28 protein-coding genes are annotated in these 22,839 nt (G+C 67.9%); 17 read left to right on the top strand and 11 right to left on the bottom strand.

Annotated features, from left to right (window positions below; all coding sequences use genetic code 11):
* The first annotated feature begins 27 nt into the window (after positions 1–27).
* On the top strand, positions 28–867 hold the full coding sequence (locus tag QZ471_RS16530; RefSeq protein ID WP_295465741.1) for an AraC family transcriptional regulator: 840 nt from the start codon (positions 28–30) through the stop codon (positions 865–867).
* Positions 868–914: 47 nt separating this feature from the next.
* Positions 915–1,499, top strand: a complete 585-nt coding sequence (locus QZ471_RS16525; protein ID WP_295465739.1) for a LysE family translocator — start codon at positions 915–917, stop codon at positions 1,497–1,499.
* On the opposite strand, the gene QZ471_RS16520 is transcribed toward QZ471_RS16525, so the two are convergent.
* Positions 1,496–2,404, bottom strand: coding sequence for a LysR family transcriptional regulator (locus QZ471_RS16520; protein WP_027600566.1), 909 nt, complete (start codon positions 2,402–2,404; stop codon positions 1,496–1,498). The two genes, QZ471_RS16525 and QZ471_RS16520, sit on opposite strands and share 4 nt — an antisense overlap.
* A 110-nt stretch (positions 2,405–2,514) precedes the next feature.
* On the opposite strand from QZ471_RS16520, the gene QZ471_RS16515 reads away from it, so the two are divergent.
* Positions 2,515–3,117 (top strand): FMN-dependent NADH-azoreductase, encoded by a 603-nt coding sequence (locus QZ471_RS16515; RefSeq protein WP_295465735.1) that lies wholly within the window; start codon positions 2,515–2,517, stop codon positions 3,115–3,117.
* 320 nt (positions 3,118–3,437) lie between these two features.
* Here QZ471_RS16515 and QZ471_RS16510 read toward each other — a convergent pair whose 3' ends face one another.
* Positions 3,438–4,418 (bottom strand): aldo/keto reductase, encoded by a 981-nt coding sequence (locus QZ471_RS16510; protein WP_295465733.1) that lies wholly within the window; start codon positions 4,416–4,418, stop codon positions 3,438–3,440.
* A gap of 118 nt (positions 4,419–4,536) precedes the next feature.
* Between QZ471_RS16510 and QZ471_RS16505 the strand changes: the two genes are divergently transcribed.
* Positions 4,537–4,965: an OsmC family protein gene (locus QZ471_RS16505; RefSeq protein WP_059228458.1), complete on the top strand. Its 429-nt coding sequence runs from the start codon at positions 4,537–4,539 to the stop codon at positions 4,963–4,965.
* A 116-nt stretch (positions 4,966–5,081) separates the two neighbouring features.
* A complete protein-coding gene (locus QZ471_RS16500; RefSeq protein ID WP_295465731.1) occupies positions 5,082–5,210 on the top strand; it encodes a hypothetical protein in 129 nt (42 codons plus the stop codon).
* A 1-nt stretch (position 5,211) separates the two neighbouring features.
* Here the strand turns inward: QZ471_RS16500 and QZ471_RS16495 are convergent, their stop codons facing one another.
* The 3 genes from QZ471_RS16495 to QZ471_RS16485 all read right to left on the bottom strand — a co-directional run bounded on the left by QZ471_RS16495 (position 5,212) and on the right by QZ471_RS16485 (position 6,382).
* Positions 5,212–5,484 carry a cupin gene (locus QZ471_RS16495; protein WP_295465729.1) on the bottom strand — a complete coding sequence of 91 codons (273 nt, stop codon included), beginning with the start codon at positions 5,482–5,484 and terminating at the stop codon, positions 5,212–5,214.
* A 183-nt stretch (positions 5,485–5,667) separates the two neighbouring features.
* Positions 5,668–5,901, bottom strand: coding sequence for a hypothetical protein (locus QZ471_RS16490; protein WP_295465727.1), 234 nt, complete (start codon positions 5,899–5,901; stop codon positions 5,668–5,670).
* A gap of 64 nt (positions 5,902–5,965) precedes the next feature.
* Complete coding sequence (locus QZ471_RS16485) at positions 5,966–6,382, bottom strand: MarR family transcriptional regulator (RefSeq protein WP_295465725.1); 417 nt, start codon at positions 6,380–6,382, stop codon at positions 5,966–5,968.
* A 54-nt stretch (positions 6,383–6,436) separates the two neighbouring features.
* Between QZ471_RS16485 and QZ471_RS16480 the strand changes: the two genes are divergently transcribed.
* Together QZ471_RS16480 and QZ471_RS16475 are read left to right on the top strand one after the other, a co-directional pair.
* On the top strand, positions 6,437–7,231 hold the full coding sequence (locus QZ471_RS16480; RefSeq protein ID WP_295465723.1) for a siderophore-interacting protein: 795 nt from the start codon (positions 6,437–6,439) through the stop codon (positions 7,229–7,231).
* Complete coding sequence (locus QZ471_RS16475) at positions 7,228–8,571, top strand: MFS transporter (RefSeq protein WP_295465721.1); 1,344 nt, start codon at positions 7,228–7,230, stop codon at positions 8,569–8,571. Before QZ471_RS16480 ends, QZ471_RS16475 begins: the two co-directional genes overlap by 4 nt.
* Here the strand turns inward: QZ471_RS16475 and QZ471_RS16470 are convergent.
* A complete protein-coding gene (locus QZ471_RS16470) occupies positions 8,568–9,692 on the bottom strand; it encodes an aminopeptidase (RefSeq protein WP_295465719.1) in 1,125 nt (374 codons plus the stop codon). The two genes, QZ471_RS16475 and QZ471_RS16470, sit on opposite strands and share 4 nt — an antisense overlap.
* Between QZ471_RS16470 and QZ471_RS16465 the strand changes: the two genes are divergently transcribed.
* The gene (locus QZ471_RS16465) at positions 9,691–10,113 is read left to right on the top strand and encodes a hypothetical protein (protein ID WP_295465717.1); all 423 of its coding nucleotides are present in this window, start codon (positions 9,691–9,693) and stop codon (positions 10,111–10,113) included. The two genes, QZ471_RS16470 and QZ471_RS16465, sit on opposite strands and share 2 nt — an antisense overlap.
* A 35-nt stretch (positions 10,114–10,148) precedes the next feature.
* Positions 10,149–10,580: a hypothetical protein gene (locus QZ471_RS16460; protein WP_295465715.1), complete on the top strand. Its 432-nt coding sequence runs from the start codon at positions 10,149–10,151 to the stop codon at positions 10,578–10,580.
* Between the two features lie 14 nt (positions 10,581–10,594).
* Here QZ471_RS16460 and QZ471_RS16455 read toward each other — a convergent pair whose 3' ends face one another.
* Both QZ471_RS16455 and QZ471_RS16450 read right to left on the bottom strand, forming a co-directional pair.
* A complete protein-coding gene (locus tag QZ471_RS16455; RefSeq protein WP_295465713.1) occupies positions 10,595–10,771 on the bottom strand; it encodes a hypothetical protein in 177 nt (58 codons plus the stop codon).
* A 103-nt stretch (positions 10,772–10,874) separates the two neighbouring features.
* A complete protein-coding gene (locus QZ471_RS16450; protein ID WP_059228479.1) occupies positions 10,875–11,105 on the bottom strand; it encodes a DUF1161 domain-containing protein in 231 nt (76 codons plus the stop codon).
* A 149-nt stretch (positions 11,106–11,254) separates the two neighbouring features.
* On the opposite strand from QZ471_RS16450, the gene QZ471_RS16445 reads away from it, so the two are divergent.
* Positions 11,255–11,923: a hypothetical protein gene (locus QZ471_RS16445; RefSeq protein WP_295465711.1), complete on the top strand. Its 669-nt coding sequence runs from the start codon at positions 11,255–11,257 to the stop codon at positions 11,921–11,923.
* On the opposite strand, the gene QZ471_RS16440 is transcribed toward QZ471_RS16445, so the two are convergent.
* Entirely contained in the window at positions 11,905–13,134 is a 1,230-nt protein-coding gene (locus QZ471_RS16440) for a spore maturation protein (protein WP_295465709.1), read from the bottom strand. The genes QZ471_RS16445 and QZ471_RS16440 overlap by 19 nt on opposite strands.
* Positions 13,135–13,261: 127 nt before the next feature.
* Here QZ471_RS16440 and QZ471_RS16435 point away from each other — a divergent pair, with 127 nt between their 5' ends.
* The 3 genes from QZ471_RS16435 to ubiA all read left to right on the top strand — a co-directional run bounded on the left by QZ471_RS16435 (position 13,262) and on the right by ubiA (position 15,395).
* The gene (locus tag QZ471_RS16435; protein WP_295465706.1) at positions 13,262–13,831 is read left to right on the top strand and encodes a DUF2780 domain-containing protein; all 570 of its coding nucleotides are present in this window, start codon (positions 13,262–13,264) and stop codon (positions 13,829–13,831) included.
* Entirely contained in the window at positions 13,815–14,372 is a 558-nt protein-coding gene (locus QZ471_RS16430) for a chorismate lyase (protein ID WP_295465704.1), read from the top strand. The genes QZ471_RS16435 and QZ471_RS16430 overlap by 17 nt, the downstream gene beginning before the upstream one ends.
* 75 nt (positions 14,373–14,447) lie before the next feature.
* The gene (ubiA, locus tag QZ471_RS16425) at positions 14,448–15,395 is read left to right on the top strand and encodes a 4-hydroxybenzoate octaprenyltransferase (RefSeq protein ID WP_295465703.1); all 948 of its coding nucleotides are present in this window, start codon (positions 14,448–14,450) and stop codon (positions 15,393–15,395) included.
* On the opposite strand, the gene QZ471_RS16420 is transcribed toward ubiA, so the two are convergent.
* A complete protein-coding gene (locus QZ471_RS16420; RefSeq protein WP_295465702.1) occupies positions 15,380–16,360 on the bottom strand; it encodes a DMT family transporter in 981 nt (326 codons plus the stop codon). The genes ubiA and QZ471_RS16420 overlap by 16 nt on opposite strands.
* 254 nt (positions 16,361–16,614) lie before the next feature.
* Complete coding sequence (locus QZ471_RS16415) at positions 16,615–17,556, bottom strand: LysR family transcriptional regulator (RefSeq protein WP_295465700.1); 942 nt, start codon at positions 17,554–17,556, stop codon at positions 16,615–16,617.
* 244 nt (positions 17,557–17,800) lie between these two features.
* Between QZ471_RS16415 and QZ471_RS16410 the strand changes: the two genes are divergently transcribed.
* From QZ471_RS16410 to QZ471_RS16395, 4 genes are read left to right on the top strand one after another with little or no spacing between them, the layout of a single operon-like run.
* On the top strand, positions 17,801–19,303 hold the full coding sequence (locus tag QZ471_RS16410; protein ID WP_295465698.1) for an efflux transporter outer membrane subunit: 1,503 nt from the start codon (positions 17,801–17,803) through the stop codon (positions 19,301–19,303).
* On the top strand, positions 19,300–21,456 hold the full coding sequence (locus QZ471_RS16405) for an FUSC family protein (RefSeq protein ID WP_295465696.1): 2,157 nt from the start codon (positions 19,300–19,302) through the stop codon (positions 21,454–21,456). The genes QZ471_RS16410 and QZ471_RS16405 overlap by 4 nt, the downstream gene beginning before the upstream one ends.
* Entirely contained in the window at positions 21,446–21,646 is a 201-nt protein-coding gene (locus QZ471_RS16400; protein WP_058761794.1) for a DUF1656 domain-containing protein, read from the top strand. Before QZ471_RS16405 ends, QZ471_RS16400 begins: the two co-directional genes overlap by 11 nt.
* 10 nt (positions 21,647–21,656) lie before the next feature.
* A complete protein-coding gene (locus tag QZ471_RS16395) occupies positions 21,657–22,556 on the top strand; it encodes an HlyD family secretion protein (RefSeq protein ID WP_295465693.1) in 900 nt (299 codons plus the stop codon).
* Positions 22,557–22,839 lie beyond the last annotated feature (283 nt).

The following is a 22,839-nucleotide window of genomic DNA, read 5'->3' as shown; positions in this document are numbered from 1 at the left end:
AAGCCCGCAGATCCCCTTCTTCTCGCCATGGCCGACGATCACTGGATCCAGCTGCAGCAGGACGCCGAGACCGGCATCGAGACCCTGCGCGCCCATTTCGAGGGCCATGCCTATGACCCGCACTGGCACGACGCCTATCTGGTGGGCTACACCGAGCAGGGCCTGCAGCAATTCCACTGCCGTGGCCAGCGCCACCTGAGCACCCCGGGGCAGGTCTTTCTCCTGGAGCCCGGCGAACTGCACGACGGCCAGGCGCCGGAGGCCGAGGGCTTCACCTATTCCATGCTCTATCTCGATCCCCAGTGGCTGGCGCGTGAGCTGCAAGGGCTGCATGGCGACGCCCGGCCCCTGGGCGAACCCGGCTTCGCCCGGACTCTGGTGGAGCAGGCCGAGCTGCACCGCGCCGTGGCCTGGGCCCATGAGGTCCTGAGCCGCCCGGAATTGCGCATCGTCCGCCAGAGCGCCCTCGACGCCCTGCTGCTGCGCCTCCTGCCGCAACTGCAATGGCGGGCGCCCCAGGCCGGCGATCCGCGGCTGCCCCAGGTGGCCTTGCGCGCCCGCGACTTCCTGCATGCCCATCACCACGAAGACATCGGCCTGGAAGACTTGGCCCAGGCCTGCCGGGTGGACAGATTCCGCCTGACCCGTGCCTTCAAGGCCGCCTTTGGCCTGGCGCCCCATGCCTATCTGGTGCAACTGCGGCTGTCGCGGGCACGCCGCCTGCTGGCCGAAGGCCTGTCGCCGGCGGAGACCGCCGCCGCCCTGGGCTTCGCCGACCAGAGTCACCTGGGTCGCTGGTTCCGCCGCGCCTATGGTCTGACCCCCGCTGCTTACCGCGCGCGCTGCTCGAATCTTCCAGACCGCTAGCGGCAAGGCTTGCGACCCTGGCGGCTCAGTCCTCTCAGGAGTCTCCCATGTCCCTGCTGCCCTTTCTGCTGTTCGCCCTGGTCGCCTCCATCACCCCGGGACCGACCAATGTGCTCATCCTCGGCCATAGCGCCCGCCATGGCGCCCGGGCCAGCCTGCCGCTGGTGCTGGGTGGCAGCCTGGGCGCGGTGGCCCTGGTGCTGGTGGTGGGCTTCGGCCTTGGCCAGACCCTCGCCCAGCATCCCGACTGGCAGCGCGGCCTGGCCTGGGCCGGAGTGCTCTGGCTGAGCTGGCTGGCCTGGCAGTTGGCGCGGGCCGGAGCGCCCACAGTGGCGGACGACGGTGCCCGCCTGGGTTTCGGCGGCACCGCCGGGCTGCAGGTGCTCAACCCCAAGAGCTGGAGCATGGCGCTGGCGGTGGTGACCGTCTATGCCGAGCCCGGCGCCGATCTCTGGCGGCAGGTGCTGATGCTGGGACTGGTGTTCCTGTTGGTGTCCGTACCCTGCCTGGGGCTCTGGGCCCTGCTCGGCCGGGTGGCGGCGCATGGCCTGAAATCGACCCGCGCCTGGCGCGGTTTCAACCTGGGGATGGCGGCGCTGCTACTCGCCTCGGCCTGGGCGACGGTGGTCTAGACGGGCATCCCGCCCTGATCGCGGAAGCTGTCCTCCAGGTGCTCCAGCCAGGCACGCACCGCCGGCAGCTGGCCGCGTCTGTGGGCATAGGCGGCCTGCAGGTGACCACCGGGCAACGACCAGTCCGGCAGCAAGCGTTGCAGGCGACCCTCGGCCAGTTCGGCCTCGCAATAGAGCAGCGGCAGCATCGTGTAGCCGAGGCCCGCCAGGGCGGCGGTCTTGCGGACGCTGAAGTCGTCGATGCCCAGCCGAGCTTCCAGCACCAGCTCACGGCGCTGGCCGTTGGGGCCGACCATGCGCAGGTGCACCCGGCGATCCAGCTCCAAGGCACCGAGCAGGGGAACCCCCAACAGGGCTTCCGGTGCATCCAGCTGGCGACCGACGAGAAAGTCGGGTGCGGCCACCAGCACCCCGGAGGCCTGGCGCAAGCGGCGCACGATCAGCCCCGGCTCGACGTCGTCGACGTCCCTTACGCGCAAGGCCACGTCGAGGCCCTCGTTGACCACGTCCACCCGCCGATTGACCAGCACCATCTCCAGTTGCACCTGGGGATAGCGCTGCAGGAAGCGGGTGACGACGTCGGGCAGATAATCTTGCGCCAGGGCCACCGGACAGGACACCCGCAGCGGCCCGCGCGGTTCGCTGGACAGGCTGGCCGCCGTTTCGGCGGCACTCTCCGCCTCGCGCAGCAGCGCCTGGCAGTGCACCAGGTAGCGCTCACCCAGGGTGGTCAGGGTCAGGGTGCGGGTGGTGCGCTGCAGCAGGCGCGCACCCAGGCGCGTCTCCAGTTCGGCGATGCGCCGGGACAGCCGCGACTTGGGAATGCCCAGCAGCCGTCCGGCGGCAGCGAAGCCGCCGGCTTCCACCACCTTGGCGAAGTAGGCGAGGTCGTTGAGATCTTGCATGGCGGATTGTCCTACCCATGGGACGATGCATCGCATTCTACGGGACTAATCGATCATTCGACTTATCGGTAGCCTGGACTCATCTTCTCGAACTCCACAGGACCACCGCCATGAAACTACTGCACATCGACTCCAGCATCCTCGGCGATCATTCCGCTTCCCGCGCCCTGGGCGCCAAGGTGGTTGCGGCCCTGAAAGCGGCCAATCCGGCGCTGGACGTGACCTATCACGATCTGGCCCACGATGCCCTGGGTCACTTTTCCGGTGCCAGCCTGGCCGCTGGCGCCACGCCCGCCGAACAGCGCACCGCCGAGCAGCGCGACGAAGCCGAGCGCAACGCCCGCGCCCTGCAGGAATTCCTCGCCGCCGACGTGCTGGTGCTGGGCGCGCCCATGTACAACTTCACCATCCCGACCCAACTCAAGGCCTGGATCGATCGCATCACCGTGGCGGGCACCACCTTCCGCTACACCGAAGCCGGTCCGGAAGGTCTCTGCGCCGGCAAGAAGGCGATCATCGTTTCCACCGCGGGTGGCATCCATGCCGGCAAGCCCACCGGGATCGCCCATGAGGAGTACCTGAAGCTGCTGCTGGGCTTCCTCGGTATCACCGACGTCCAGATCGTCCGCGCCGAGGGCCTGGCCTACGGCGACGAAGCCAAGGGCGCCGCCCTGGCCAGCGCCGAGCGGCAGATCGCCGAGCAGTACGCCTGAGTCTGGGTGACCCTCACCCCCGGCCCCTCTCCCTTAGGGAGAGGGGAGCTAGCTGCTCCTCGCACTCGGGCAGGGGTAGTCCGCTGAGTCCAGGTCGGAGTGAAGCGGCCCTCACCCCCAGCCCCTCTCCCTTGGGGAGAGGGGAGCAAAGCGGCCCTTGTCTTTGTGAAGTGAGATTCGGGTACGCCTGAAGACCCCTCACTTCCAAAGAGTGCAGCAAGCTCTACCGGATCTTGGGCGCCAGGACTCATCCAACCGCACCGACCCGCTCTTCCCCCTCTCCCTCCGGGAGAGGGTCGGGGTGAGGATTGCTCCCGTGCTTAGCTGAACCCCACCACCGGATGCGGCACATAGGGCGCTTCCAGGGCACTGATCTCTTCTTCGCTCAGGCGCAGTTCCAGCGCCGCCACCGCATCGTCCAGGTGCTGCGGCTTGGACGCTCCGATGATGGGCGCATCGATTCCCGGTTTCTGCAGTAGCCAGGCCAGGGCCACCTGGGCGCGGGGTACGCCACGGGCCGCGGCGATGCGGGCCACCGCCTCGACGATCTGGCGATCCGACTCCTCGCTCGCCCGGTAGAGCGTCTTGCCGAAGGCATCGCTTTCGGTGCGCGCCGTGCTGGCATCCCAGTCGCGGGTCAGGCGTCCACGGGCCAGGGGACTCCAGGGAATCACGCCGATGCCGGCATCGCGACATAGCGGTAGCATTTCCCGCTCCTCTTCGCGCGCGAGCAGGTTCACGTGGTTCTGCATGGTGGCGAATCTCGTCCAGCCATGGCGTTCCGCCGTGTGCAGCGCCTTGGCGAATTGCCAGGCGTACATGCTGCTGGCGCCGAGGTGCAGCGCCTTGCCGGCCTTGACCACGTCGTGCAGGGCTTCCAGGGTCTCCTCGATGGGTGTCTGGTAGTCCCAGCGATGGATCTGGTAGAGGTCGACATAGTCGGTGCCCAGCCGCTGCAGGCTGGCGTCGATGGCCGCGAAGATGGCCTTGCGCGACAGGCCGCCGACATTGGGCCGGTCCCGTAGCGGGAAATACACCTTGGTCGCCAGCACGATCTCCTCACGCACGGCGTTGGCCTTGAGGAAGCGGCCGACGATCTCTTCGCTGGTGCCGTCGGAGTAGCTGTTGGCGGTGTCGAAGAAGTTGATGCCGAGGTCCAGCGCCTTCTTCAGCAGCGGCTGGCTCTGGTCTTCCGGCAGCGTCCAGGGATGATTGCCGCGCTCGGGCACGCCATAGGTCATGCAGCCGAGGCAGAGGGGCGAGATCTTCAGACCGGTACGGCCGAGATTGCGATAGTTCATGGAAGGCCTCCAGACGTGGTGGAAAGGGTTGACCACGCCACCCGCGGATCGACTGCAACGAACTTACCGACTGCCGCCAGGTTCTAGATAGGTTCGTACCCACAACCGGAGACGCTCCATGAAGAAATATGCTTCCGCGGTCTGGCAAGGCGGTCTGAAGGACGGCAAGGGCCATATCACCACCGAGAGCGGTGCGCTCAAGGACAATGCCTACGGCTTCAACACCCGCTTCGAAGGCACGCCGGGCACCAACCCCGAAGAGCTGATCGGCGCGGCCCATGCAGGTTGCTTCTCCATGGCCTTCTCCATGCTGCTGGGCCAGCAAGGCCTCACCCCCGAGCGCATCGAGACCAAGGCCGACGTCACCCTGGACAAGGTCGGCGAAGGTTTCGAGATCACCACCATCGATCTGACCATGAAGGCCAAGATCCCCGGTGCCACCCAGGAGCAGTTCACCACCATCGCCAACCAGGCTAAAGAAGGCTGCCCGGTGTCCAAGGTGCTCAAGGGCGCCAAGATCAACCTGCACGCCACCCTCGAAGGCTGACCGCCCAACGCGTTTGCCGATGCCACTCGGGCATCGGCAATACCGCGTCATAAAGGCCGTCCGCAAGGGTCGGCGCGAATCGTTAGACTCCTGGGCTCGCGCTCAAGGAGGCCTCGATGAACGATTCCATCTTCATGGCACTTTTCTCCATTCTGTCCCTGCTGCTACTCGGCGGCGGCATCTACGGCTGCGTGATCCTCAATCGCCAGCGCCGCGATATCGAGAAGAACGATAGCGACGGTTAAATCAGGCGGGGCGGCGTCCCACCAGATAGCGCACGCCCTCGGGCCCGAAGCCTTCCGCATGATACTCATGGGCGGCCAAGTGGAAGATGTCGCCGGCCTGGTAGAGGCGCTCTCCTGCCACGGTGCGCAGCCACAATTCGCCATCGATGATCAGCGCCCTGGCCTCGAAGGGATGGGCGTGGACCTCCAGGCGCCCGTGGGGCTCGCGCTCCACCAGCACCGGTGGCTGGAAGCCGTCGTGGGCGAGTTGGGCGAGAAAGGCGGCTTTGTCCATGGCAGGTCCTGCAGGGGCGGCGAAAGGTCGGCGCAACCCTAAAGGCGGGACGGCCTGGCGACCAGTGAAACGCCTCTATCACGGTCCCTGGCTGGCTCTATGGTAGGTGCGCACCGCACAGCCACCGAAGCGGCTCGCACCGATGGCAGGCGATGCAGGACATCAAAGGTTCCACGTGGAGCATCAGGATTGGAGCTTGCGTTCCACCTCGGCGGTCTTGCGCCGCAATTCCTCCGCTTCCTGCTCCTTGGTCTTGATGTCGGTCGGGGTGATGACCTTGTCGATGCCATCGGTCGGCGTCGATTCCGGCTGTTGGATATCCTTCTTCACCACGTCAACGGGCCGGCCGGCTTCGTCGCGGGCAGGCTGGTTGGGTGGCGTCTTGCCCAGATGGGCATCGGCACGCTGATCGCTCATGGAACATCTCCTCGCTGGGTTCTCAGCTTCGAACCCGGCGACGGCCACGGAGTTCTCCCACCGCTCAGGAAGGCCGTCGAACCCGTTCGAGATAGGCCAACAATTGCGCCTGCTCGGCGGCGTCCAGCGGGGCGAAGACGGCTTCCAGCGCCTGGCGCCGGGGCACCTGGGCCTGGTCCAGCGCCTGCCGGCCCTGCTCGGTGAGATGCACCAGCAAGGCACGACGATCCTGGGGATGCGGCTCGCGGCGGACCAGACCATCGCGCTCCAGGGCGTCGAAGGCGTCGGTCAGGGTGCGTGGCGCATGGCGCAGTTGCTCGGCGACCTCGCCGGGGCGACAGGGCCCCCGTTGCTCCAGCACCCTCAGCACCTTGTAGCGGGCGAAGGAGAGCCCGGACGCCTTGAGCGTCTCATCCAGTTGTTGACGCATCTGCCGTTTCAGGTCCATCAAGGCTTCGGCAATGGCAGCGGCGGTTGACATGAGCAATACTTCCCTCGAATATAGTGAGGAACCTCAATTAATGGTACCTCCGCAATGACGCCATCTTTTCACAGCCAAGCAGGCGATGCCAGTGCCCGTCATCTTTTCCAACGCGTGCGCTTCGACCTCAAGCGACGCTGGGCGACCGTGGTCCGCCGCGAAGAACTGGGCGGCGATCTGCTGCGCCTGACCTTCGGTGGTCCCGACCTGGCCGACTTCCAGAGCGCGGCCTTCGACGAGCACGTGAAGCTGTTCGTCCCCGCCGACGCCACGCCCATCCGCGCGGCCAGCTCCGAGCAACTGGTCGGCCGGCACTACACCCCGCGCCACTACGATGCCGCACGAGGCGAGCTGGCCATCGACTTCTATCTGCACGAGGCGGGGGTGCTGACCTCCTGGGCGCGCCAGGCGCAACCCGGTGCCGAGCTGATCATCGGCGGCCCCAAGGGCGCCCTGGTGCCGCCCGAGGATTTCGACTGGTACCTGCTGGCCGGTGACGAAACCGCCCTGCCCGCCATCGCCCGCCGCCTCGAACAGTTGGCGGCCGGCGTGCGGGTGGTGGTGATCGCCGAGGTAGCCCGCGCCGGCCTGGAGATAGACCTGCCCACCGCCGCGGACGCCGAGATCCGCTGGGTCTATCGCGACCTCCAGCCCACCGCCCTGGTGCAGACCCTGGAAGCCTTGGAGCTGCCCACTGGTGAGGGCTATGCCTGGATCGCCGGAGAAGCCAGCCAGGCCCGGGCCGCGCGCCAGGCGTTGCTGGCCAAGGGCTTGCCAAAAGACTGGGTCAAGGCCGCCGGCTACTGGAAGCTGGGCGAGAGCGACCAGCACGTGAAGGTCGAGGATTGAGCACCACCGCCGTCGCCGACGGCCTGCCCCGGCCACGCCGCTATCGGGCGGTCGCCGCCCTGCTGCTCGCCATCAGCATGACGGTGCTAGACAGCGGCATCGCCAACCTGGCCCTGCCCAGCATCGCCGAAGCCCTGGATGTCTCGGCGGCCGCCGCGGTGTGGATCGTCAGTGCCTACCAGCTGAGCCTGGTTGCCCTGCTGTTTCCCCTGGCTGCAGTAGCCGAACGCCGGGGACTGCGACCGGTATTCGCCGCCGGGGTCGGGATCTTCGGGATAGCGTCCCTGGGCTGCGCTCTGGCGCCGAACCTCGGCAGCCTGGTAGCCGCCCGTGCACTCCAGGGCGTGGGCGCCGCTGCCATCATGTGCGTCAGCGCGGGCATCGTGCGGCTGTCCTATCCGCGGGCACGCCTGGGCCGCGGCATCGCCATCAATGCCCTCTGCGTGGCCCTCGGGTCGGCCGCCGCCCCCAGCCTGGGCGCGGCCATCCTGACTATGGGCGGCTGGCCCTGGCTGTTCGCGGTCAATGTGCCGGTCGCCCTGCTGATCGCGGCACTGGTGCGCAACCTGCCCGACAGCCCGCGCGCCCAGCGCCGCCTCGACCCCCTCAGTGTGCTGCTCAACGCCCTGCTGTTCGGCGCCGGCATCGGCGGTCTCGAACGCCTGGGCGCCGCACCGCTACAAGGGTTGGGCCTGCTGCTGCTGGCCGCGGCCAGCCTGGTGCTGCTGATCCGTCGCGAGCGCGGCCTGCCAGCGCCGCTGCTGCCGGTCGACCTGCTGGGGCTGCCGGTGATGCGCCATGCCGTGCTGGCCTCGGTCTGTTCCTTTGCCGCGCAGATGCTCTGCTTCCTCGCCCTGCCCTTCTACCTGCAGCACCAGTTGGGGTTGGTGCCCCTGCAGATCGCCCTGCTGATGCTGAGCTGGCCGCTCACCGTGGCGGTGGCCGCACAGGTGGCGGGGCGCCTCGCCGATCGCTATCCGCCGCAGCGCCTTTGCATGCTGGGCGGCCTCGGCATCGCCCTGGGCCTGGCAGCCGCCGCCGGCATGCCGTTGGCACACTCCACCGCCCTACTGATTCCCTGCCTGGTGATCGGCGGGATCGGCTTCGGTTTCTTCCAGGTACCCAACAACAGGATCATGCTGACCGCTGCCCCGACCGGGCGCAACGGCGCCACCGGCGGCGTCCAGGCCACCGCCCGCCAGACCGGCATGGCCCTGGGCGCTGCGGCCCTGGCGCTGCTGCTGCATCTGGATGGCAGCCTGGCACCGCGGCTGGGATTGGCGCTGGCGGCAGCCCTGGGGCTGATCGCGGCCTGGTCCAACTGGCGGGCGCCGCGCTAGGGCGCCGCTTTGGTCCCGGCGGCCAGCAGCGTCTTGAGTGCCTGCTCGCGCTCGACCGCCGGACGCTCGCCCAGCAGCTGGACCCGATGGAAGAACGCCGGCCAGTTGCCAGGATGCTGGGCATAGAGGGCGGCGAAGGCCGGTACCCACTGCTCGTAAAGGCCGTAAGGCACCAGTCGGGCGTTGTTCAGCGGCTGGCTCATCCAGCCATCGAAGCGCCGATCTTCCCGCCAGGCCGGAGTGGCGCGCAGGCGCTGGTAGTCGGCGCGCAACCGCGCAAAACGCTCGGCCTTGGCAGTGCGCATGGCGGCCGGCGAGAGCGGCTGGGCATAGAGCCTGGCCAGGTCCGCGCGGGTGGTCAGCAGCAGATCGCGGAATTGCTGGTAGCGGGCCTCCCGCCCCGGGTCCGGTGGGGGCAGGCCACGGCTGGCACGCCACTGGCGCAGGCCTTCCTGCTCGACGAAGGTAGCGTAGGACTCATTGAAGGCCGTATCGCCCGGCAGGTAGAAGCGCTGGTGGGCCAACTCGTGGAAGATGGTCGCCGCCACCTGGTCGTCGTCCCAGCGCAGCATGCTGCTCAGCAGCGGATCGCTGAACCAGCCCAGGGTGGAATAGGCCGGTACGCCGCCGACGTAGGTGTCGAGGCCCTGCTGCTGCAACGCCTGGGCAGCGGCACGCGCCGCGGCCTCCCGGTAGTACCCGCGATAGGCCACGCAACCGGCGATGGGAAAGCAGTGGGTGGTGGGCTGGGTGGAGAATTCGGCGGTGGCGAAGACGTTCCACAGCACGAAGGGCCGCTGCAACTCGACGAAGCTGCGGTAGCTGGTGTTGTCCGGCAGCGCCAGCTGGGCACTGGCGAAACGTCGGGCAGCGGCGGCGGCGGCGAGGCGCTCGCGCAAAGCGGCGGGACGCGTCGGGTCTGCGACGACTGTCGCAATGGGCTGGCGATCACGGATCAGCGCCCACTGGCCCTGTACCATCTGACCGTAGTACCCGACCGAGGTACAGCCGCCCAGTCCGATCGCCAGGGACAGCCACGCCAGCCACCGGCCCGCGCGTCGCGCAGGCAGGGTGCCGGATTGGGCGTCGCGCCCTTCCCTGCCTGGAGTTGTAGCCGTCATGCGTAGACTGTGCCTGCTGTTGCCTGTGCTGTTCCTCAGCGCCTGTTCCCTCTGGCCGCTGCCCAAGCCCGATCCGGCGCAGGCCTGGATCGATCTGGACAGCGACGGCAAGGCCAAGCTCGAGGCCCTGCGCGCCGACCGCAAGGAACTCGAGGACAGGCGCTATTTCCAGGTCTGGCCGGGAAGCCATGACCTGCAGGTACGCTACCAGTTCGAGGTGCAGCCCACCAACATCGGCGCTCAGGCCGCCGATCCGTTACCGCGCACCTGCCTGGTGACCCTCAACTACAAGCAGTTCGCCGCCGGCGAGCGCTATCGCCTGGAAGCCGGCCAGACCGGCTGGCGACCCTGGGCACGGCTCTATGACGAGCGCAACCAGGAAGTGGCGCGCAGCAATGCCAGCCGCTGTGGCGACGTGTAGACTGGATTCGTCCTTTCTGTCACGAGTCGTCGACCATGCGCCTGCGGTTGTTGGCCTCCCTGCTGCTGCTCAGCGGCTGTACCACGCCGCTGCCTCCCGTCGATCCGAACCAGGCCTGGGTCGATCTCCAGCTGCGCGAACCCGCCATTGGCGCCTCGTTGCTGGCGGAATCCCAGGATGGCCGGCGCCTCGACGATGGCCGTTACTTCCAGCTCAGCCCGGGCGCCCATAGCCTCAAGGTGAGCTACAGCTACGAACTCTATGGCGGCGGTGGCTTCGGCCCGCGCTTCGGCTGGAACGAGCCGTTGCGCTTCCAGTGCTACCTGGACTTGGACTATCCCGACTTCCAGGCCGGCAAGCGCTATCGGCTGGAAGGCCAGCACACCTTCGGTCGCGGGGAGATCACCCTCTACGACGGCCAACGGGAGCTGGTGAGTTCGGAACGGGGCATCTGTACGCCCATCTGAAGCTGTCCCGGCTCTCAGGCCGGTACGCTGAGCCAATCATCCTGGCCATGATCCAGGGTGCGGGCGACCGCAGCGCGTGGCTTCTGCTCGCGCAGCTGGCGACTCAGACGCAGGAAATCCTCACGCTCCATCCAACGCGGGGCGGGCTGAGCAAGGGACAGAGCTTGGCGAATCCGGGCGAACAGCGACATGGCATTACCCTCTTGGCTAGATACTGTATGCGCAAACAGTACTAAGCCAAGCGTAACTGTACAAGCATCCAGCTGATGAACGGTCCGTCGCCTGCTCGGAGGCTCAGTCGTTGCGCTGGTAGATGATCTTGTAGGTACCGTTGGCGCAGCTGCCCACCACCATGTTGGGATCCCGGACCTCGGCGTTGGGTACCGCTTCCAGGGTATAGGCGGTCACCCCGGCCGACTGGATCTTGACCTCGATGTCCGCCTTGAGCTGTTCGCAGGACAGGGGTTCGGCCAGCACCGAGGTGCTCAGCAGAGCGGTACAGCAGATCAGCGATAGACGCAGCATGGTGATTTTCCTTGGCGTGATGACCTCTCAGGCTTGGACGCCTGAGCTGTGGCGACGTTCTCAGGCCTGGCCTTCGGCCAACGAAGCGGTGGAACCCGCCACCCGAAAGGTCTTTCCGATGAGGTTCCCCGTCCGCGAAGTACCCCACCATGTTCCAGTGGTTGAAAGACAATTCCCAGGTGCTCACGCTGTTCGCCCAGTGCTGCACCCTGGCCGTCTGGATTCTCTACGCTCAGCTCCTGCTCAACAACTACAAGCGCCAGCGCCAGCCGCGGCTGATCATCAACCGCGGCGCCGGCAAGGGCGTGGGCGCCCTCTGCCTGCTGTCGAACATGAGCGCCGAGCCGGTGTTCATCAACCAGCTCACGGTGATCCTCAGGACCAATCGCGCAACGCTGGTCACGGACGTCACCGACATCCGCGAGAGTGGCCAGGATGACGTCGACCCCGACCTGGTGCTGGGCCAGGCAACCCACCAGGGGCCACTCAACACCGGCGACTTCACCCACATCGGTACCTTCCAGGGCCTGATCCGCCGCGCCGCCGAGCGCAACGGCCTGACGCTGGAAGACCATCGCCCGCCCGAGGGCTGGGTGTTCGAGGGCCTGGAAATCCGCGCGGTGGCCTTCTATGGCTCGGACCACGATCCCATCGGCGTGCGCCGACGCTTTCGCCTGGGCCAGCACGACGGCCACTACTGCGCCTTGATCGCCGAGGATTGGCAGACCCAGCAACTCACCTCACGCCGCCAGCGGCGCATGGTGCAGGACGAGTGGATGCTCGAGCCGGAGCACGGAGCTCAGCCGAAGAACCAGTAGCAGACCAGGATCGACGCCGTCACCCCGGTGAATTCCGCCAGCAGGGCGCAGCCCACTGCATGGCGCGCGCGCTGGATGCCCACCGCGCCGAAATACACCGCCAGCACATAGAAGGTGGTCTCGGTACTGCCCTGGATGGTGGCCGCCACCAGGGCCGGGAAGCTGTCCACGCCCTGGGTCTGCATGGTCTCGATCAGCAGCGCGCGGGCAGCGCTGCCGGAGAAAGGCTTGACCAGGGCGGTGGGCAAGGCCTCGACGAAGCGGGTATCCCAGCCGAGCAAGGTGACCGCGTGGCGGATGCCTTCGAGGATGGCCTCCAGGGCGCCGGAGGCACGCAGCACCCCCACCGCACAGAGCATGGCCACCAGGTAGGGCAACAGCGACTTGGCGACGTCGAAGCCTTCCTTGGCGCCTTCGACGAAGGCTTCGTAGACCTGCACCTTGCGCAGGGCGCCGAGGATCATGAACGCCAGGATGATGCCGAACAGGGTGAGGTTGCCGAGCAGCGACGACAACCCGGCCAGCGCCGAGGCGGTGAGGGTGAAGAGAAAGGCGACGAAGGCACCGAAGGCCAGCGCGCCGCCGCCGATCCAGGCCAGGACCACCGGGTCCCAGAGCTTCAGGCGTTGCATGAAGGCCACCGACAGCAGACCTACCAGGTTGGCGCAGGTGTGCGCCAGCAGGATCGGCAGGAACACCAGGGTCGGGTCCGGCGCGCCCTGCTGGGCGCGGTACATGAACACCGTCACCGGCAGCAGCGTCAACGAAGAGGCGTTGAGCACCAGGAAGAGGATCTGCGCATTGCTGGCGGTGGTGCTGCTCGGGTTGAGTTCCTGCAGGGCGCGCATGGCCTTGAGGCCGATGGGGGTGGCGGCGTTGTCCAGGCCCAGGCCGTTGGCGGCGAAGTTGAGGGTGATCAACCCCAGCGCCGGATGGCCGCGCGGTACCTCGGGCATCAGGCGGGCGAACAGCGGGCCGAGCAGCCGCGCCAGGGCGTCCACCAAGCCGGCCTTTTCGGCGATGCGCAGGATGCCGAGCCAGAGCGTCAGGGTGCCGAACAAGAGCACCATGACCTCCACCGACAGCTTGGCCATGGCGAACAGGCTCTCCACCATGGCGGCGAAGACCCCGGCGTTGCCGGCCACCAGCCACTGCCCGAGGGCGCTGATCCCGGCGACGATGAAGAAGCTCAGCCACAACCCGTTGAGCATCGGAGTTCTCCCGGCAAAACGGCGATGATAACCGCAGCGTCGGGTCCGCGCAGGGACGCCGTTCAGTCTGCGGTCATCGCCGCCGGGTTATCCTGTGACCTTTCACGAAAATCGCTGGAGTCCGTTCATGCGTCTGCCTCTTCTCGCCTTGCCGCTGGTGCTCGCAGCCAGCCCGGTGTTCGCCTTCAACCTCAACGACGCCGTCAACGCCTACAACAGCGTCAATGGCAACAACAACGCCAAGGCCACCGCCGCAGCCGCCGCCACGCCCCAGGCCCAGGGCCTGCTGCAGGCGCTGACCACCCAGCTCAACGTCACCCCGCAGCAGGCGGTGGGCGGCACCGGCGCCCTGCTCGGCCTGGCCAAGAACCAGCTGGTGGGCAACGACTACAGCCAGTTGGCCAAGGCCGTGCCGGGACTGGATCAGCTCGCCGGCGCCAACGCCGCGGGCGGTCTGGCGCAACTCGGCGGCCTGGGCAATCTGCTCGGCGGCGCTGGCCAGGATGCCAAGCAGAGTCCGCTGGGCAGCCTGCTGGGCAACGTCGACAGCCGCCAGGACGTCGACAAGACCTTCAACGCCTTGGGCATGAACAGCGGCATGACCAGCCAGTTCGCCCAGGTGATTCTCGGCTATCTCGGCAAGCAAGGCACCCAGCCCTCCCTGCTGAGTACCCTGGGCAATGTCTGGGGCCTGTGACGACTCACCGCGCTGGCTGACCCAGGCGGCAGCCCGTGGCGAGCCGGACTATGCCGAGGCGCCACTCGGCTGGCTCTACGCCGACCGGGGCTCCCTCACCGAACGCCTGACCGCCCTCAGCGATGGGCGCTTCGCCGTCGAGGTGCTCGCACAGGGCTGGCAACCCCTGCGCCCGGATGAATGCCAGGCACTCGAGGTGGCGCCGTCCAGTTCCGGCTGGGTGCGCGAGGTCTGGCTGCGAGGTGCCGGCGAGCCTTGGGTGTTCGCCCGCAGCGTGGCCGCGCGCGCGGCCCTGGAGGCGGCCGACTTCGACCTGTCGACGCTGGGCGATCGCCCACTCGGCCACTGGCTGTTCCAGGCGCCGGCCTTCGTCCGCGGCCCCCTGGAAGCCTGTCGCTATCCCCGAGCCTGGCTGCCCGAGGGTACTGAGGCCACGGCCTGCTGGGCCCGCCGCTCGGTGTTCCGCCGCGCGCCCCTGGCCATCCTGGTGAGCGAGGTGTTCCTGCCGGCGTTCTGGCCCCACGCCGAACGCGAGTCCTGAGCGCGCCATCGCCGCGGCAGCGATCTGGCGACAGGGCCCTTATAATCGCCGGGCCCTTCGCCATGCAGCCGTCCGATGAAAAAGAAAGCCGCCCGCCCCCGTGATCGCCGCCCTGTCGCACCGCGCACCCCCGAACCCAGTGCCCGGGTCATCGCCACCCGCCCGCGCAGCGAACGTATCCGCGACTTCATCCAGCTCACCCGGCTGGACAAGCCCATCGGCATCTACCTGCTGCTTTGGCCTACCCTCTGGGCGCTGTGGATCGCCGCCGAGGGCGTGCCGAGCCTGAAGAATCTGGTGATCTTCGTACTCGGCGTGGTGCTGATGCGTTCGGCCGGCTGCGTGATCAACGACTTCGCCGACCGCAATTTCGACGGCCATGTCGCCCGCACCAAGAACCGCCCCCTGGCCACCGGGCGCATCTCGCCCAAGGAAGCCCTGCTGTTCTTCGCCGCCCTGGTGCTGATCAGCTTCGGTCTGGTGCTCTGCACCAATGCCACCACCGTCTGGCTGTCCTTCGGCGCCCTGGGCGTGGCCGCCCTCTACCCCTTCATGAAGAGATACACCTACTACCCCCAGGCGGTGCTGGGCGCGGCCTTTTCCTGGGGCATGCCCATGGCCTTCACCGCAGAGACCGGCGAGCTGCCGGCGGCGGCCTGGCTGCTGTTCGTCGCCAACGTGATCTGGACGGTGGGCTACGACACCTACTACGCCATGGCCGATCGCGAGGACGATCTGAAGATCGGGGTGAAATCCACCGCCATCCTCTTCGGCGATGCCGACCGGGTGATCATCGCGACCCTGCAGGGCATGACTCTGCTCTGCCTGGCGCTGGCCGGCGGCCGCTTCGGCCTGGGCCTGCCCTTCTATCTAGGTTTGGTAGTGGCGGCCGGCTGCTTCGCCTGGGAATTCCACGTCACTCGCAACCGGGAACCCCTGGTGTGCTTCAAGGCCTTCCTGCACAACCACTGGGCGGGCCTGGCCATTCTGCTGGGAATCATCGCGAACTACGGGCTGCGCTGAGCCGGGGCGCCCGTGGCGGCGTCGGCCACCACCTCCGGCAAGGCCTCGGGTTGCGGCGCCGGTACCGGCTTGGTCTTGGATCTCTTGCGGCTCTGTTGCCAGGCCACCGCCAGGCCGCTGGCGCAGATGATGAGGATGCCGATCAGCGCGCCGCCGTCCGGCACATGGCCGAAGGCGAAGTAGCCGACGATGCCGGCGGTGACGATCTGGCCGTAGCTGAAGGGCGCCAGCAGCGCCGGCGGCGCATAGCGGAAGGCCTGGGTCAGCAGCAGGTGGGCGGTCATGCCGAAGAAGCCGAGCAGCGCCAGCATGAAGCCGTGGCCCAACGTCGGCACCTCCCAGAAGAAGGGCACCAGGGCGCTGAGGACCAGGGTGTTGACCACCCCGGTGAGGAAATTGCTGGTGGTGGGACTGTCGGTGGCGCTGAGTATCCGCGTCAGCAGCTGGTAAAGGCCGAAGCACACCGCCGAACAGACCGGCAGCAGCACCGCCGGGGTGAACAGCTGGCCGCCCGGCCGCACGATGACGAGTACCCCGACGAAGCCGGCCAGCACCGCGGCCCACTGGCTGCGACTGACGGTCTCCTTGAGCAGCGGCACCGACAGCGCCGTGACCATCAGCGGCGCGAGAAAGTTGACCGCCGTGGCCTCGGCCATCGGCAGATAGTGCAGCGCCGTGGTGAAGAGCAGGCTGCAGCCGATCAGGCACAGGGCCCGCAGCACCTGCAATCCAGGGCGTTTGGTGCGGATCACCGCCATCCCCGAACGCGGGATGAAGATACCCATCATCAACAGGGTATGGGACAGGTAGCGGGCCCAGACCACCATGACCACCGGATAGAAACCGGCGAGGTACTTGGAGAGGGCATCGTGGCAGGCGAACAACCAGACCGCCAGGCAGATCAGGGCGATGCCCTTGAGCGGCTGGTCGGCGAATCTCATAGTGGGTCCTGCTTGGGCGCTCATTGGACTCCCGTGGCACTGACGGCGGTCCGCGACCGCCTGCATGATCCGGCCGTCCTGCACGGCGGTCCGTCGGCGAGACCGCCGACCCGGGACATGGACCTCGACGACTGCGAAGCGTGCCGCGAGGAAGCCGTCCTGTCGCCCCCAGGACCGCGATACCGGGCGATATTTCAATAGCTTACTAACTATGACCGCGGCAACACCGCCGTCTCCCCGAGCTTAGTCCAACCGCCCCGCGAAGCTCAATGCGATTGTCAGACAAGTCCGCTGGCAGCGTGCACCACGGCTTCGTCCGCCGCCAGCGCCAGGGGGATTTGCTCGCGCAGGTAGGCGACCCAGGTCTTGATCTTGGCATCCAGGTATTGCCGCGAGGCATAGAGGGCGTAGGCGTTGAGGCGTTGCAGGCGATAGGCCGGCAGCACCCGTACCAGGCTGCCGTCGCGCAGGCCGTCCACCGCCGAATAGATCGGCAGCACGCCGATGCCCAGCCCCTGGCGCAGGGCCTCGGTCATGGCGTCGCCGACGTTGACCTGGAAGGGCGTCTCGCCGAGGCGAAAGGTTTCCAGTCCGTTGGGGCCTTCGAAGTTCCAGCGATCGAAGGACACCACCGGGCTGATGAATCTCAGGCAGGCGTGGTCGGCCAGCTCCACCGGGGTCTGCGGCTGGCCGTGTTCCGCCAGGTAGGCGGGCGAGGCGCAGAGGATGCTGTAGGTCTGGCCGATCTGCTGGGAGACGAAGCCGGAATCGGGCAACTCGGCAGCGACCACGATGGCCAGGTCGAAGCCCTCTTCCAGCAGATCGGGGATGCGATTGGCCAGGGTCAGGTCGAAGCGCACCTCGGGATGCAGCTTGCGATAGCCGGCGACGGTACGGATTACGTAGTGCTGGCCGATACCGGTCATGCTGTGCACCCGCAAACGGCCTTCCGGGCGCGCCTGGGCGTATCCCGCCTCGGCTTCGGCTTCCTCGACGTAGGCGAGGATCTGCTCGCAACGGGCCAGGTAACGCTGGCCGGCTTCGGTCAGGGCGATGCGTCTCGTCGTCCGATGCAGCAAGCGGGTGCGCAGATGGGTTTCCAGGTGGGCCACCGACCGGGAGACGTGGGCCGTGGTGGTCTGTAGCGTCTGGGCCGCGCCGGTGAAGCTGCCGCTTTCCACCACGGCGACGAAAACGCGCATGTTGTGCAGGGTGTCCATGCCGCCTCGACAGTCTGACGAAAGCGCCATTTTCCACATTATTTCAGTATGTGAAACAAAGATTCGCTGGCTGATGCCCTAATCGCTCCGCCGAGAATTTTATAGAATCGTTAGCATACTAATGGTAATCCTGTCCGGTCGTTCGCCCTCAGGGATGCCCGCTTCCCGTTCCAGCCCATTCCGCCGTCCTGCCCGCGCCGCCGGCGCCACCCCAGGGACGGCCTCGTTGCAAACGGACCCCCACGTGCCGCCTTCCCCTTGCAGAGGATGGCCCGCGCTGGCGGTGGTCGCTCTGGCGACCCTGCTGGCCGGGTGCATCAGTACCGGTCATAACGCGCCCCAGGCGCAGCGTCTCGACGATCAGGCCCTGGCCACCGATGCCGCCATCCAGGCCGCCGCGCGCCAGGCGGCCTGGCCCGAGCGCCAGTGGTGGCGGGCCTATGGCGATGCCCAGCTGGATGGCTGGATCGCCAGCGCCCTGGCCGACAACCCCCGCCTGGCCACCGCCGCCGCCCGGGTACGCCGCGCCGAGTCCCTGGCCGGCCTGGCGGAATCCCGCGAAGCCCTGCAGGTCGAGGCCAAGGGCGCCTTCAAGCGCTACAGCTGGCCCACCGACGGCTTCTACGGCCCCGGTGAGCTGGCCGACCGCACCACCTGGAACAACAATGCCGAGCTGGGCCTGAGCTACGCCCTGGACTTCTGGGGCCGCGAGCGCGATGCCAGCGCCCAAGCCCTGGACCAGGCCCACCAGGCCGCCGCCGAGGTGCGCGCCGCCGAACTGGAGCTGGCCGGCAACATCGTCCGCACCTACATTGGCTTCGCCCTGCACCATGATCAGCGCGACATCCTCGCCGCCACCCTGGAACAGCAGCGCCAGCTGGCCGCCCTGGCCCAGCGGCAGTTGGACGGCGGCCTCGGTACCCAGTTCGAGGTGAGCCAGGCCCGAGCCCTGCTGCCTGAGACCGAGCGCCAGCTGGAAGCCCTGGACGAGACCCTGGCGCTGGATCGCAACCAGCTCGCCGCCCTGGCCGGCAAAGGGCCGGGCGCCGGCGCCGCCCTGCAACGGCCCCGCCTGACCCTCGGCGCGGCGCCCCGGCTGCCCAGCGCCCTGCCGCTGGAACTGGTCGGCAAGCGCCCCGACGTGGTAGCGCGCCGCTGGCAGATCGCCGCGGCGGCCAAGGGCGTGGACGTCGCCCGCGCCAGCTTCTATCCCAACATCGACCTGGTGGCCAACGTCGGCCAGTTCCTCACCCTGGGCCGGCTCAGCGAGATGCTGACCCATGCCAAGACCGGCTCCTTCATCGGCCCGGCGTTCTCCCTGCCGATCTACGACGGCGGCGCCCTGCGCAGTCGCCTCGGCGCAGAATCGGCGGCCTACGACCTGGCCGTCAGCGCCTACAACCAGACGCTGATCGGCGCGCTCAAGGACGTCTCCGATGCCCTGATCAAGGCCGACTCGACGGCCAAACAGGCGACCCTCGCCGACCAGGCCAGCCAGGAGGCCCAGCGCACCTACGATATTGCCCGCGAGGCCTTCCGCCGTGGCCTGACCGACTACCTGCACGTGCTCGATGCCCAGACCCGGCTGTTCGCCCAGCAGCGCGTCACCGCCCAGGTGCACGCCCTGCGCCTGGCCGCCCAGGCCGATGCCCTGGTGGCCCTGGGTGGCGGTACGGACCTCGAGCGCGGCCCCGCAGACAAGGACTTGGTGCCGGCGCGCATAGCCGTCGAGCAGGCGGCTCGATGAGCGCCAGCGCCGCCACTGCCTCGCCGCTGCGCCAGGCTCTGGGCGCCTGGGCGCGGAGCGACGGCAGCCTCTGGCTGTATCAGGCCAAGGTGCTGCTCGCCGCCAGCCTGACCCTCTGGCTGGCCATGCGCCTGCAGCTGCCGCACCCCAGCTCGGCGGTGATCACCGTCTTCATCGTCATGCAGCCGCAGAGCGGCCAGGTGCTGGCCAAGAGCTTCTACCGGGTGCTGGGCACCCTGCTGGGGCTGGCGGTGATGCTGGTGCTGATCGCCCTATTCGCTCAGGAGCGGGTGCCCTTCCTGATCTTCCTGGCGCTGTGGATCGGCCTCTGCGTGGCCGGCTCGGCACGCTACCGCGACTTTCGCAGCTACGCCTGCATGCTGGCCGGCTACACCGCCGCCCTGATCGGCATTCCTGCGGCGCTGAACGCCGATACCGCCTTCATGTCGGCAGTGATGCGGGTGCTGGCCATCACCCTGGGGGTGCTTTGCAGCGGCGCGGTGAGCGCGGCGGTCTTTCCGCAGACCAGCACCACGGCCATGCGCGCGGCGCTCTATCGCCGTATGGGCGGTTTCGCCGGGCTGGCCGCCGACGTGCTGCGCGGGCGCCTCGACCGCCCCACCCTGGAGGCAGCCGGGGTACGCCTGGCCGCCGAAGCCGTGGGGCTGGAAAGCCTGCGCAGCGCCACCGCCTTCGAAGACCCGCACATGCGCATGCGCAGTGGACGCTTGGCGCGCCTCAATGCCGAATTCATGGGTCTCACCACTCGCCTGCATGCCCTGAGCCGGTCGCTGATGCGCCTGCGCGAACGCGGGGCCGAGGTGCCGTTGCAGACGCTGGAACGCCTCTGGGCACCGCTGCTGGAGTTGTTCGAGGAATGGCGCGACCAGTCCATCAGCGATCGCGCCGCCCCCGCGGCAACTGCGCGGCTGGACGCCCTGCACCAGGCCCTGCGCCCCCGCATCCGCGCCCTGCGCGCCGAGCTGCCACCGCTGAGCGAGCTGGACCGGCGGGATTTCGAGACCGCGGTGGAGCTGCTCTTCCGCTTCACCGGCCAATGGCACGCCTATCTGCAGACCCACGCTTCCCTGGCAGCGCCGCGGCACAGTCGCGAACAGTGGAAGCCGCGCTTCGTGGCCAAGGCCAATGCCTTCGGCGCGGCGGTCACCGGGATTCGCAGCGCCTTCCTGGTGCTGGTGCTCGGCGCCTTTTGGATCGCCAGTGCCTATCCCAGCGGCGGCATGCTGGCGCTAAACGCCGCCGCCGTCTCGGCACTGGCCTCGGCCTCGCCCGATCCCAAGCGCACCGCCCTGCAGATGGCTGTCGGCGCCAGCGGCGGGGTGCTGCTGGGCTTCTTCCTGACCTTCTTCGTCTTTCCCTGGATCGCCGGCCTGCCGCTGCTGCTGCTGACCCTGGCCCCGGTGTTCATGCTCGGCACCTGGATCTCTCTGCGCCCGGGCTGGATGGGCTACGGCCTGGGCTGCCTGGTGTTCTTCTGCTTCACCTCGATCCCCGACAACCCGCCGGTCTACGATGCCTACGCCTTCATCAACAACGGCATCGCCGTGGTGCTGTCGATGGTGATCACCGCAGCGGTCTCGGCGGTGCTGCTGCCGCCCAACAGCCCCTGGCTGTGGCGCCGCCTGGAGCGCGACCTGCGCCAGCAGCTGGTACGGGCGGTGAGTGCGCCGCTGCCGCACCTGGCGCCCACCTTCGAAGGCCAGACCCGTGACCTGCTCAACCAGGCTTATGGCGTCAGCGCCGGCCAAGGTGAGGCCCAGCGCCGGCTGATCGGCTGGGCCTTCTGCGTACTGGAGATCGGCCACGCGGTGATCGAGCTGCGCCAGTTGCAGGCGCGCCTGCCTGCGGCGCCGCACTATGCCGAGCGCAGCCCCTGGCGCCAGGCCCTCCGCGTGGTCGGAAGGGCCCTGGTGCGGCTGTTCCTCGAACCCGGCACGGAAAATCTGCGCCGCGCCCTGGCGGCGGTGGAGGCGGCCCTGACCGCCGTGGGCGCAGTGACCGAACCAGCCGAATTGCCCTACGACGAATCGCCCCTGCGCCAGGTGCAGAGCGACCTGCACTTCATCCGCAGCGCCCTGCTCGATCCCCAGGGTCCCCTGGCCCGCTACCAGGAGACCACCCATGCCGCGTGAAATCGCCTTCCACGGCCTCTACCTGCCCACCGTGACGGTGCTGTTCCTGGTCGCCGCCCTGCTGGCCTGGGCGCTGGACCGGGTGCTCGCCGCGGTGGGGCTCTATCGCCTCGTCTGGCATCCGGCGCTGCTGCGCCTGGCTCTCTTCACCTGCCTCTACTGCGCCCTGGCGCTGTGCGTCTATCGCTAGGACTTTTGCCATGATCCTCAAGAAACTCTTCGGCGTGCTCTTCACCCTGCTGGTGGTCTGCCTGGCCCTGATTCTCGGCCGGCTGCTCTGGGTGCACTACATGAACGATCCCTGGACTCGCGACGGCCGGGTACGCGCCGAGGTCGTCACCATCGCGCCTGATGTCGCCGGGCTGGTGACCGAGATCGCCGTGCGCGACAACCAGTGGGTGAACAAGGGCGACCTGCTGCTGCAGATCGATCCGGAACACTACGAGATCGCCGTCCACCAGGCCGAGGCCACCGTCGCCGCGCGCAAGGCCACCCTGGCCATGCGCCAACAGAACGCCCGCCGCCGTGCCGACATCGACAGCCTGGTGGTGTCGCGCGAGAACCGTGAAGACGCCAGCGCCGCCGCCCTGGCCGCCGAGGCCGATCTGCGTCAGGCCCAGGCCCAGCTGGAAGCGGCTCGGTTGAACCTCAAGCGCACCCGAGTGGTGGCGCCGGTCGACGGCTACGTCACCAACCTGTCGGTGTTCAAGGGCGACTACGCTGCCGCGGGCGCGCCCAAGCTGGCCGTCATCGACGCCCATTCGTTCTGGGTCTATGGCTACTTCGAGGAAACCAAGCTGCCCCACGTACAGGTGGGCGCCGCCGCCGAAATGCGCCTGATGAGCGGCCAGGTCCTGCATGGCCACGTGGAAAGCATCGCCCGCGGTATCTACGACCGCGACAACCCCCAGAGTCGTGAACTCACCGCCGACGTGAATCCCACCTTCAACTGGGTGCGCCTGGCCCAGCGGGTACCGGTACGCATCGCCCTGGACCCGCTGGCGGACGATGTGCTGCTGGCCGCCGGGACCACCTGCACGGTGGTACTGGAAGACGCTCGCGGCGAGCGCTCTTGGTGGGATGCCTTCTGGCAGGGCTGAGCAACTCGCTCGCACACTGCTTTCCCAATGTCTGAAACGACGACACCCCTGACGTCGGCAAACCCCGGCAGAGGCCGAAGTCAATCGAATTCAGGGGTGTAGTCGTATCCAGCCAAGTCCGCTACGAGTGCGAAGGTACTCCCTGTACCCTTGGAACGCGCCCTTACTGCAGAGCGTCCCGACCTTGTGGCCCTTGCGTCTCCTCGGGTGAGACGACTTCGAGGTTGTCAATTGAACCGGCTTAACGCTGCAGTTCGATGACAGTGCCTCGGCTACCGGTCGT

The organism is uncultured Pseudomonas sp. (assembly GCF_913774235.1).
Lineage (GTDB): Bacteria > Pseudomonadota > Gammaproteobacteria > Pseudomonadales > Pseudomonadaceae > Chryseomonas.
The sequence above is the reverse complement of the archived record's forward strand: the minus strand, read 5'-3'. Positions and strand labels throughout refer to the sequence as shown.

Bases quoted from the DNA above. Each gene is read 5' to 3' on its own strand.
- QZ471_RS16530 (WP_295465741.1), top strand. From the start codon at position 28: ATGGCCGACGATCACTGGATCCAGCTGCAGCAGGACGCCGAGACCGGC.
- QZ471_RS16525 (WP_295465739.1), top strand. From the start codon at position 915: ATGTCCCTGCTGCCCTTTCTGCTGTTCGCCCTGGTCGCCTCCATCACC.
- QZ471_RS16520 (WP_027600566.1), bottom strand. From the start codon at position 2,404: ATGCAAGATCTCAACGACCTCGCCTACTTCGCCAAGGTGGTGGAAGCC.
- QZ471_RS16515 (WP_295465735.1), top strand. From the start codon at position 2,515: ATGAAACTACTGCACATCGACTCCAGCATCCTCGGCGATCATTCCGCT.
- QZ471_RS16510 (WP_295465733.1), bottom strand. From the start codon at position 4,418: ATGAACTATCGCAATCTCGGCCGTACCGGTCTGAAGATCTCGCCCCTC.
- QZ471_RS16505 (WP_059228458.1), top strand. From the start codon at position 4,537: ATGAAGAAATATGCTTCCGCGGTCTGGCAAGGCGGTCTGAAGGACGGC.
- QZ471_RS16500 (WP_295465731.1), top strand. From the start codon at position 5,082: ATGAACGATTCCATCTTCATGGCACTTTTCTCCATTCTGTCCCTGCTG.
- QZ471_RS16495 (WP_295465729.1), bottom strand. From the start codon at position 5,484: ATGGACAAAGCCGCCTTTCTCGCCCAACTCGCCCACGACGGCTTCCAG.
- QZ471_RS16490 (WP_295465727.1), bottom strand. From the start codon at position 5,901: ATGAGCGATCAGCGTGCCGATGCCCATCTGGGCAAGACGCCACCCAAC.
- QZ471_RS16485 (WP_295465725.1), bottom strand. From the start codon at position 6,382: ATGTCAACCGCCGCTGCCATTGCCGAAGCCTTGATGGACCTGAAACGG.
- QZ471_RS16480 (WP_295465723.1), top strand. From the start codon at position 6,437: ATGACGCCATCTTTTCACAGCCAAGCAGGCGATGCCAGTGCCCGTCAT.
- QZ471_RS16465 (WP_295465717.1), top strand. From the start codon at position 9,691: ATGCGTAGACTGTGCCTGCTGTTGCCTGTGCTGTTCCTCAGCGCCTGT.
- QZ471_RS16470 (WP_295465719.1), bottom strand. From the start codon at position 9,692: ATGACGGCTACAACTCCAGGCAGGGAAGGGCGCGACGCCCAATCCGGC.
- QZ471_RS16460 (WP_295465715.1), top strand. From the start codon at position 10,149: ATGCGCCTGCGGTTGTTGGCCTCCCTGCTGCTGCTCAGCGGCTGTACC.
- QZ471_RS16455 (WP_295465713.1), bottom strand. From the start codon at position 10,771: ATGTCGCTGTTCGCCCGGATTCGCCAAGCTCTGTCCCTTGCTCAGCCC.
- QZ471_RS16450 (WP_059228479.1), bottom strand. From the start codon at position 11,105: ATGCTGCGTCTATCGCTGATCTGCTGTACCGCTCTGCTGAGCACCTCG.
- QZ471_RS16445 (WP_295465711.1), top strand. From the start codon at position 11,255: ATGTTCCAGTGGTTGAAAGACAATTCCCAGGTGCTCACGCTGTTCGCC.
- QZ471_RS16440 (WP_295465709.1), bottom strand. From the start codon at position 13,134: ATGCTCAACGGGTTGTGGCTGAGCTTCTTCATCGTCGCCGGGATCAGC.
- QZ471_RS16435 (WP_295465706.1), top strand. From the start codon at position 13,262: ATGCGTCTGCCTCTTCTCGCCTTGCCGCTGGTGCTCGCAGCCAGCCCG.
- QZ471_RS16430 (WP_295465704.1), top strand. From the start codon at position 13,815: ATGTCTGGGGCCTGTGACGACTCACCGCGCTGGCTGACCCAGGCGGCA.
- ubiA (WP_295465703.1), top strand. From the start codon at position 14,448: ATGAAAAAGAAAGCCGCCCGCCCCCGTGATCGCCGCCCTGTCGCACCG.
- QZ471_RS16420 (WP_295465702.1), bottom strand. From the start codon at position 16,360: ATGAGCGCCCAAGCAGGACCCACTATGAGATTCGCCGACCAGCCGCTC.
- QZ471_RS16415 (WP_295465700.1), bottom strand. From the start codon at position 17,556: ATGGACACCCTGCACAACATGCGCGTTTTCGTCGCCGTGGTGGAAAGC.
- QZ471_RS16405 (WP_295465696.1), top strand. From the start codon at position 19,300: ATGAGCGCCAGCGCCGCCACTGCCTCGCCGCTGCGCCAGGCTCTGGGC.
- QZ471_RS16400 (WP_058761794.1), top strand. From the start codon at position 21,446: ATGCCGCGTGAAATCGCCTTCCACGGCCTCTACCTGCCCACCGTGACG.
- QZ471_RS16395 (WP_295465693.1), top strand. From the start codon at position 21,657: ATGATCCTCAAGAAACTCTTCGGCGTGCTCTTCACCCTGCTGGTGGTC.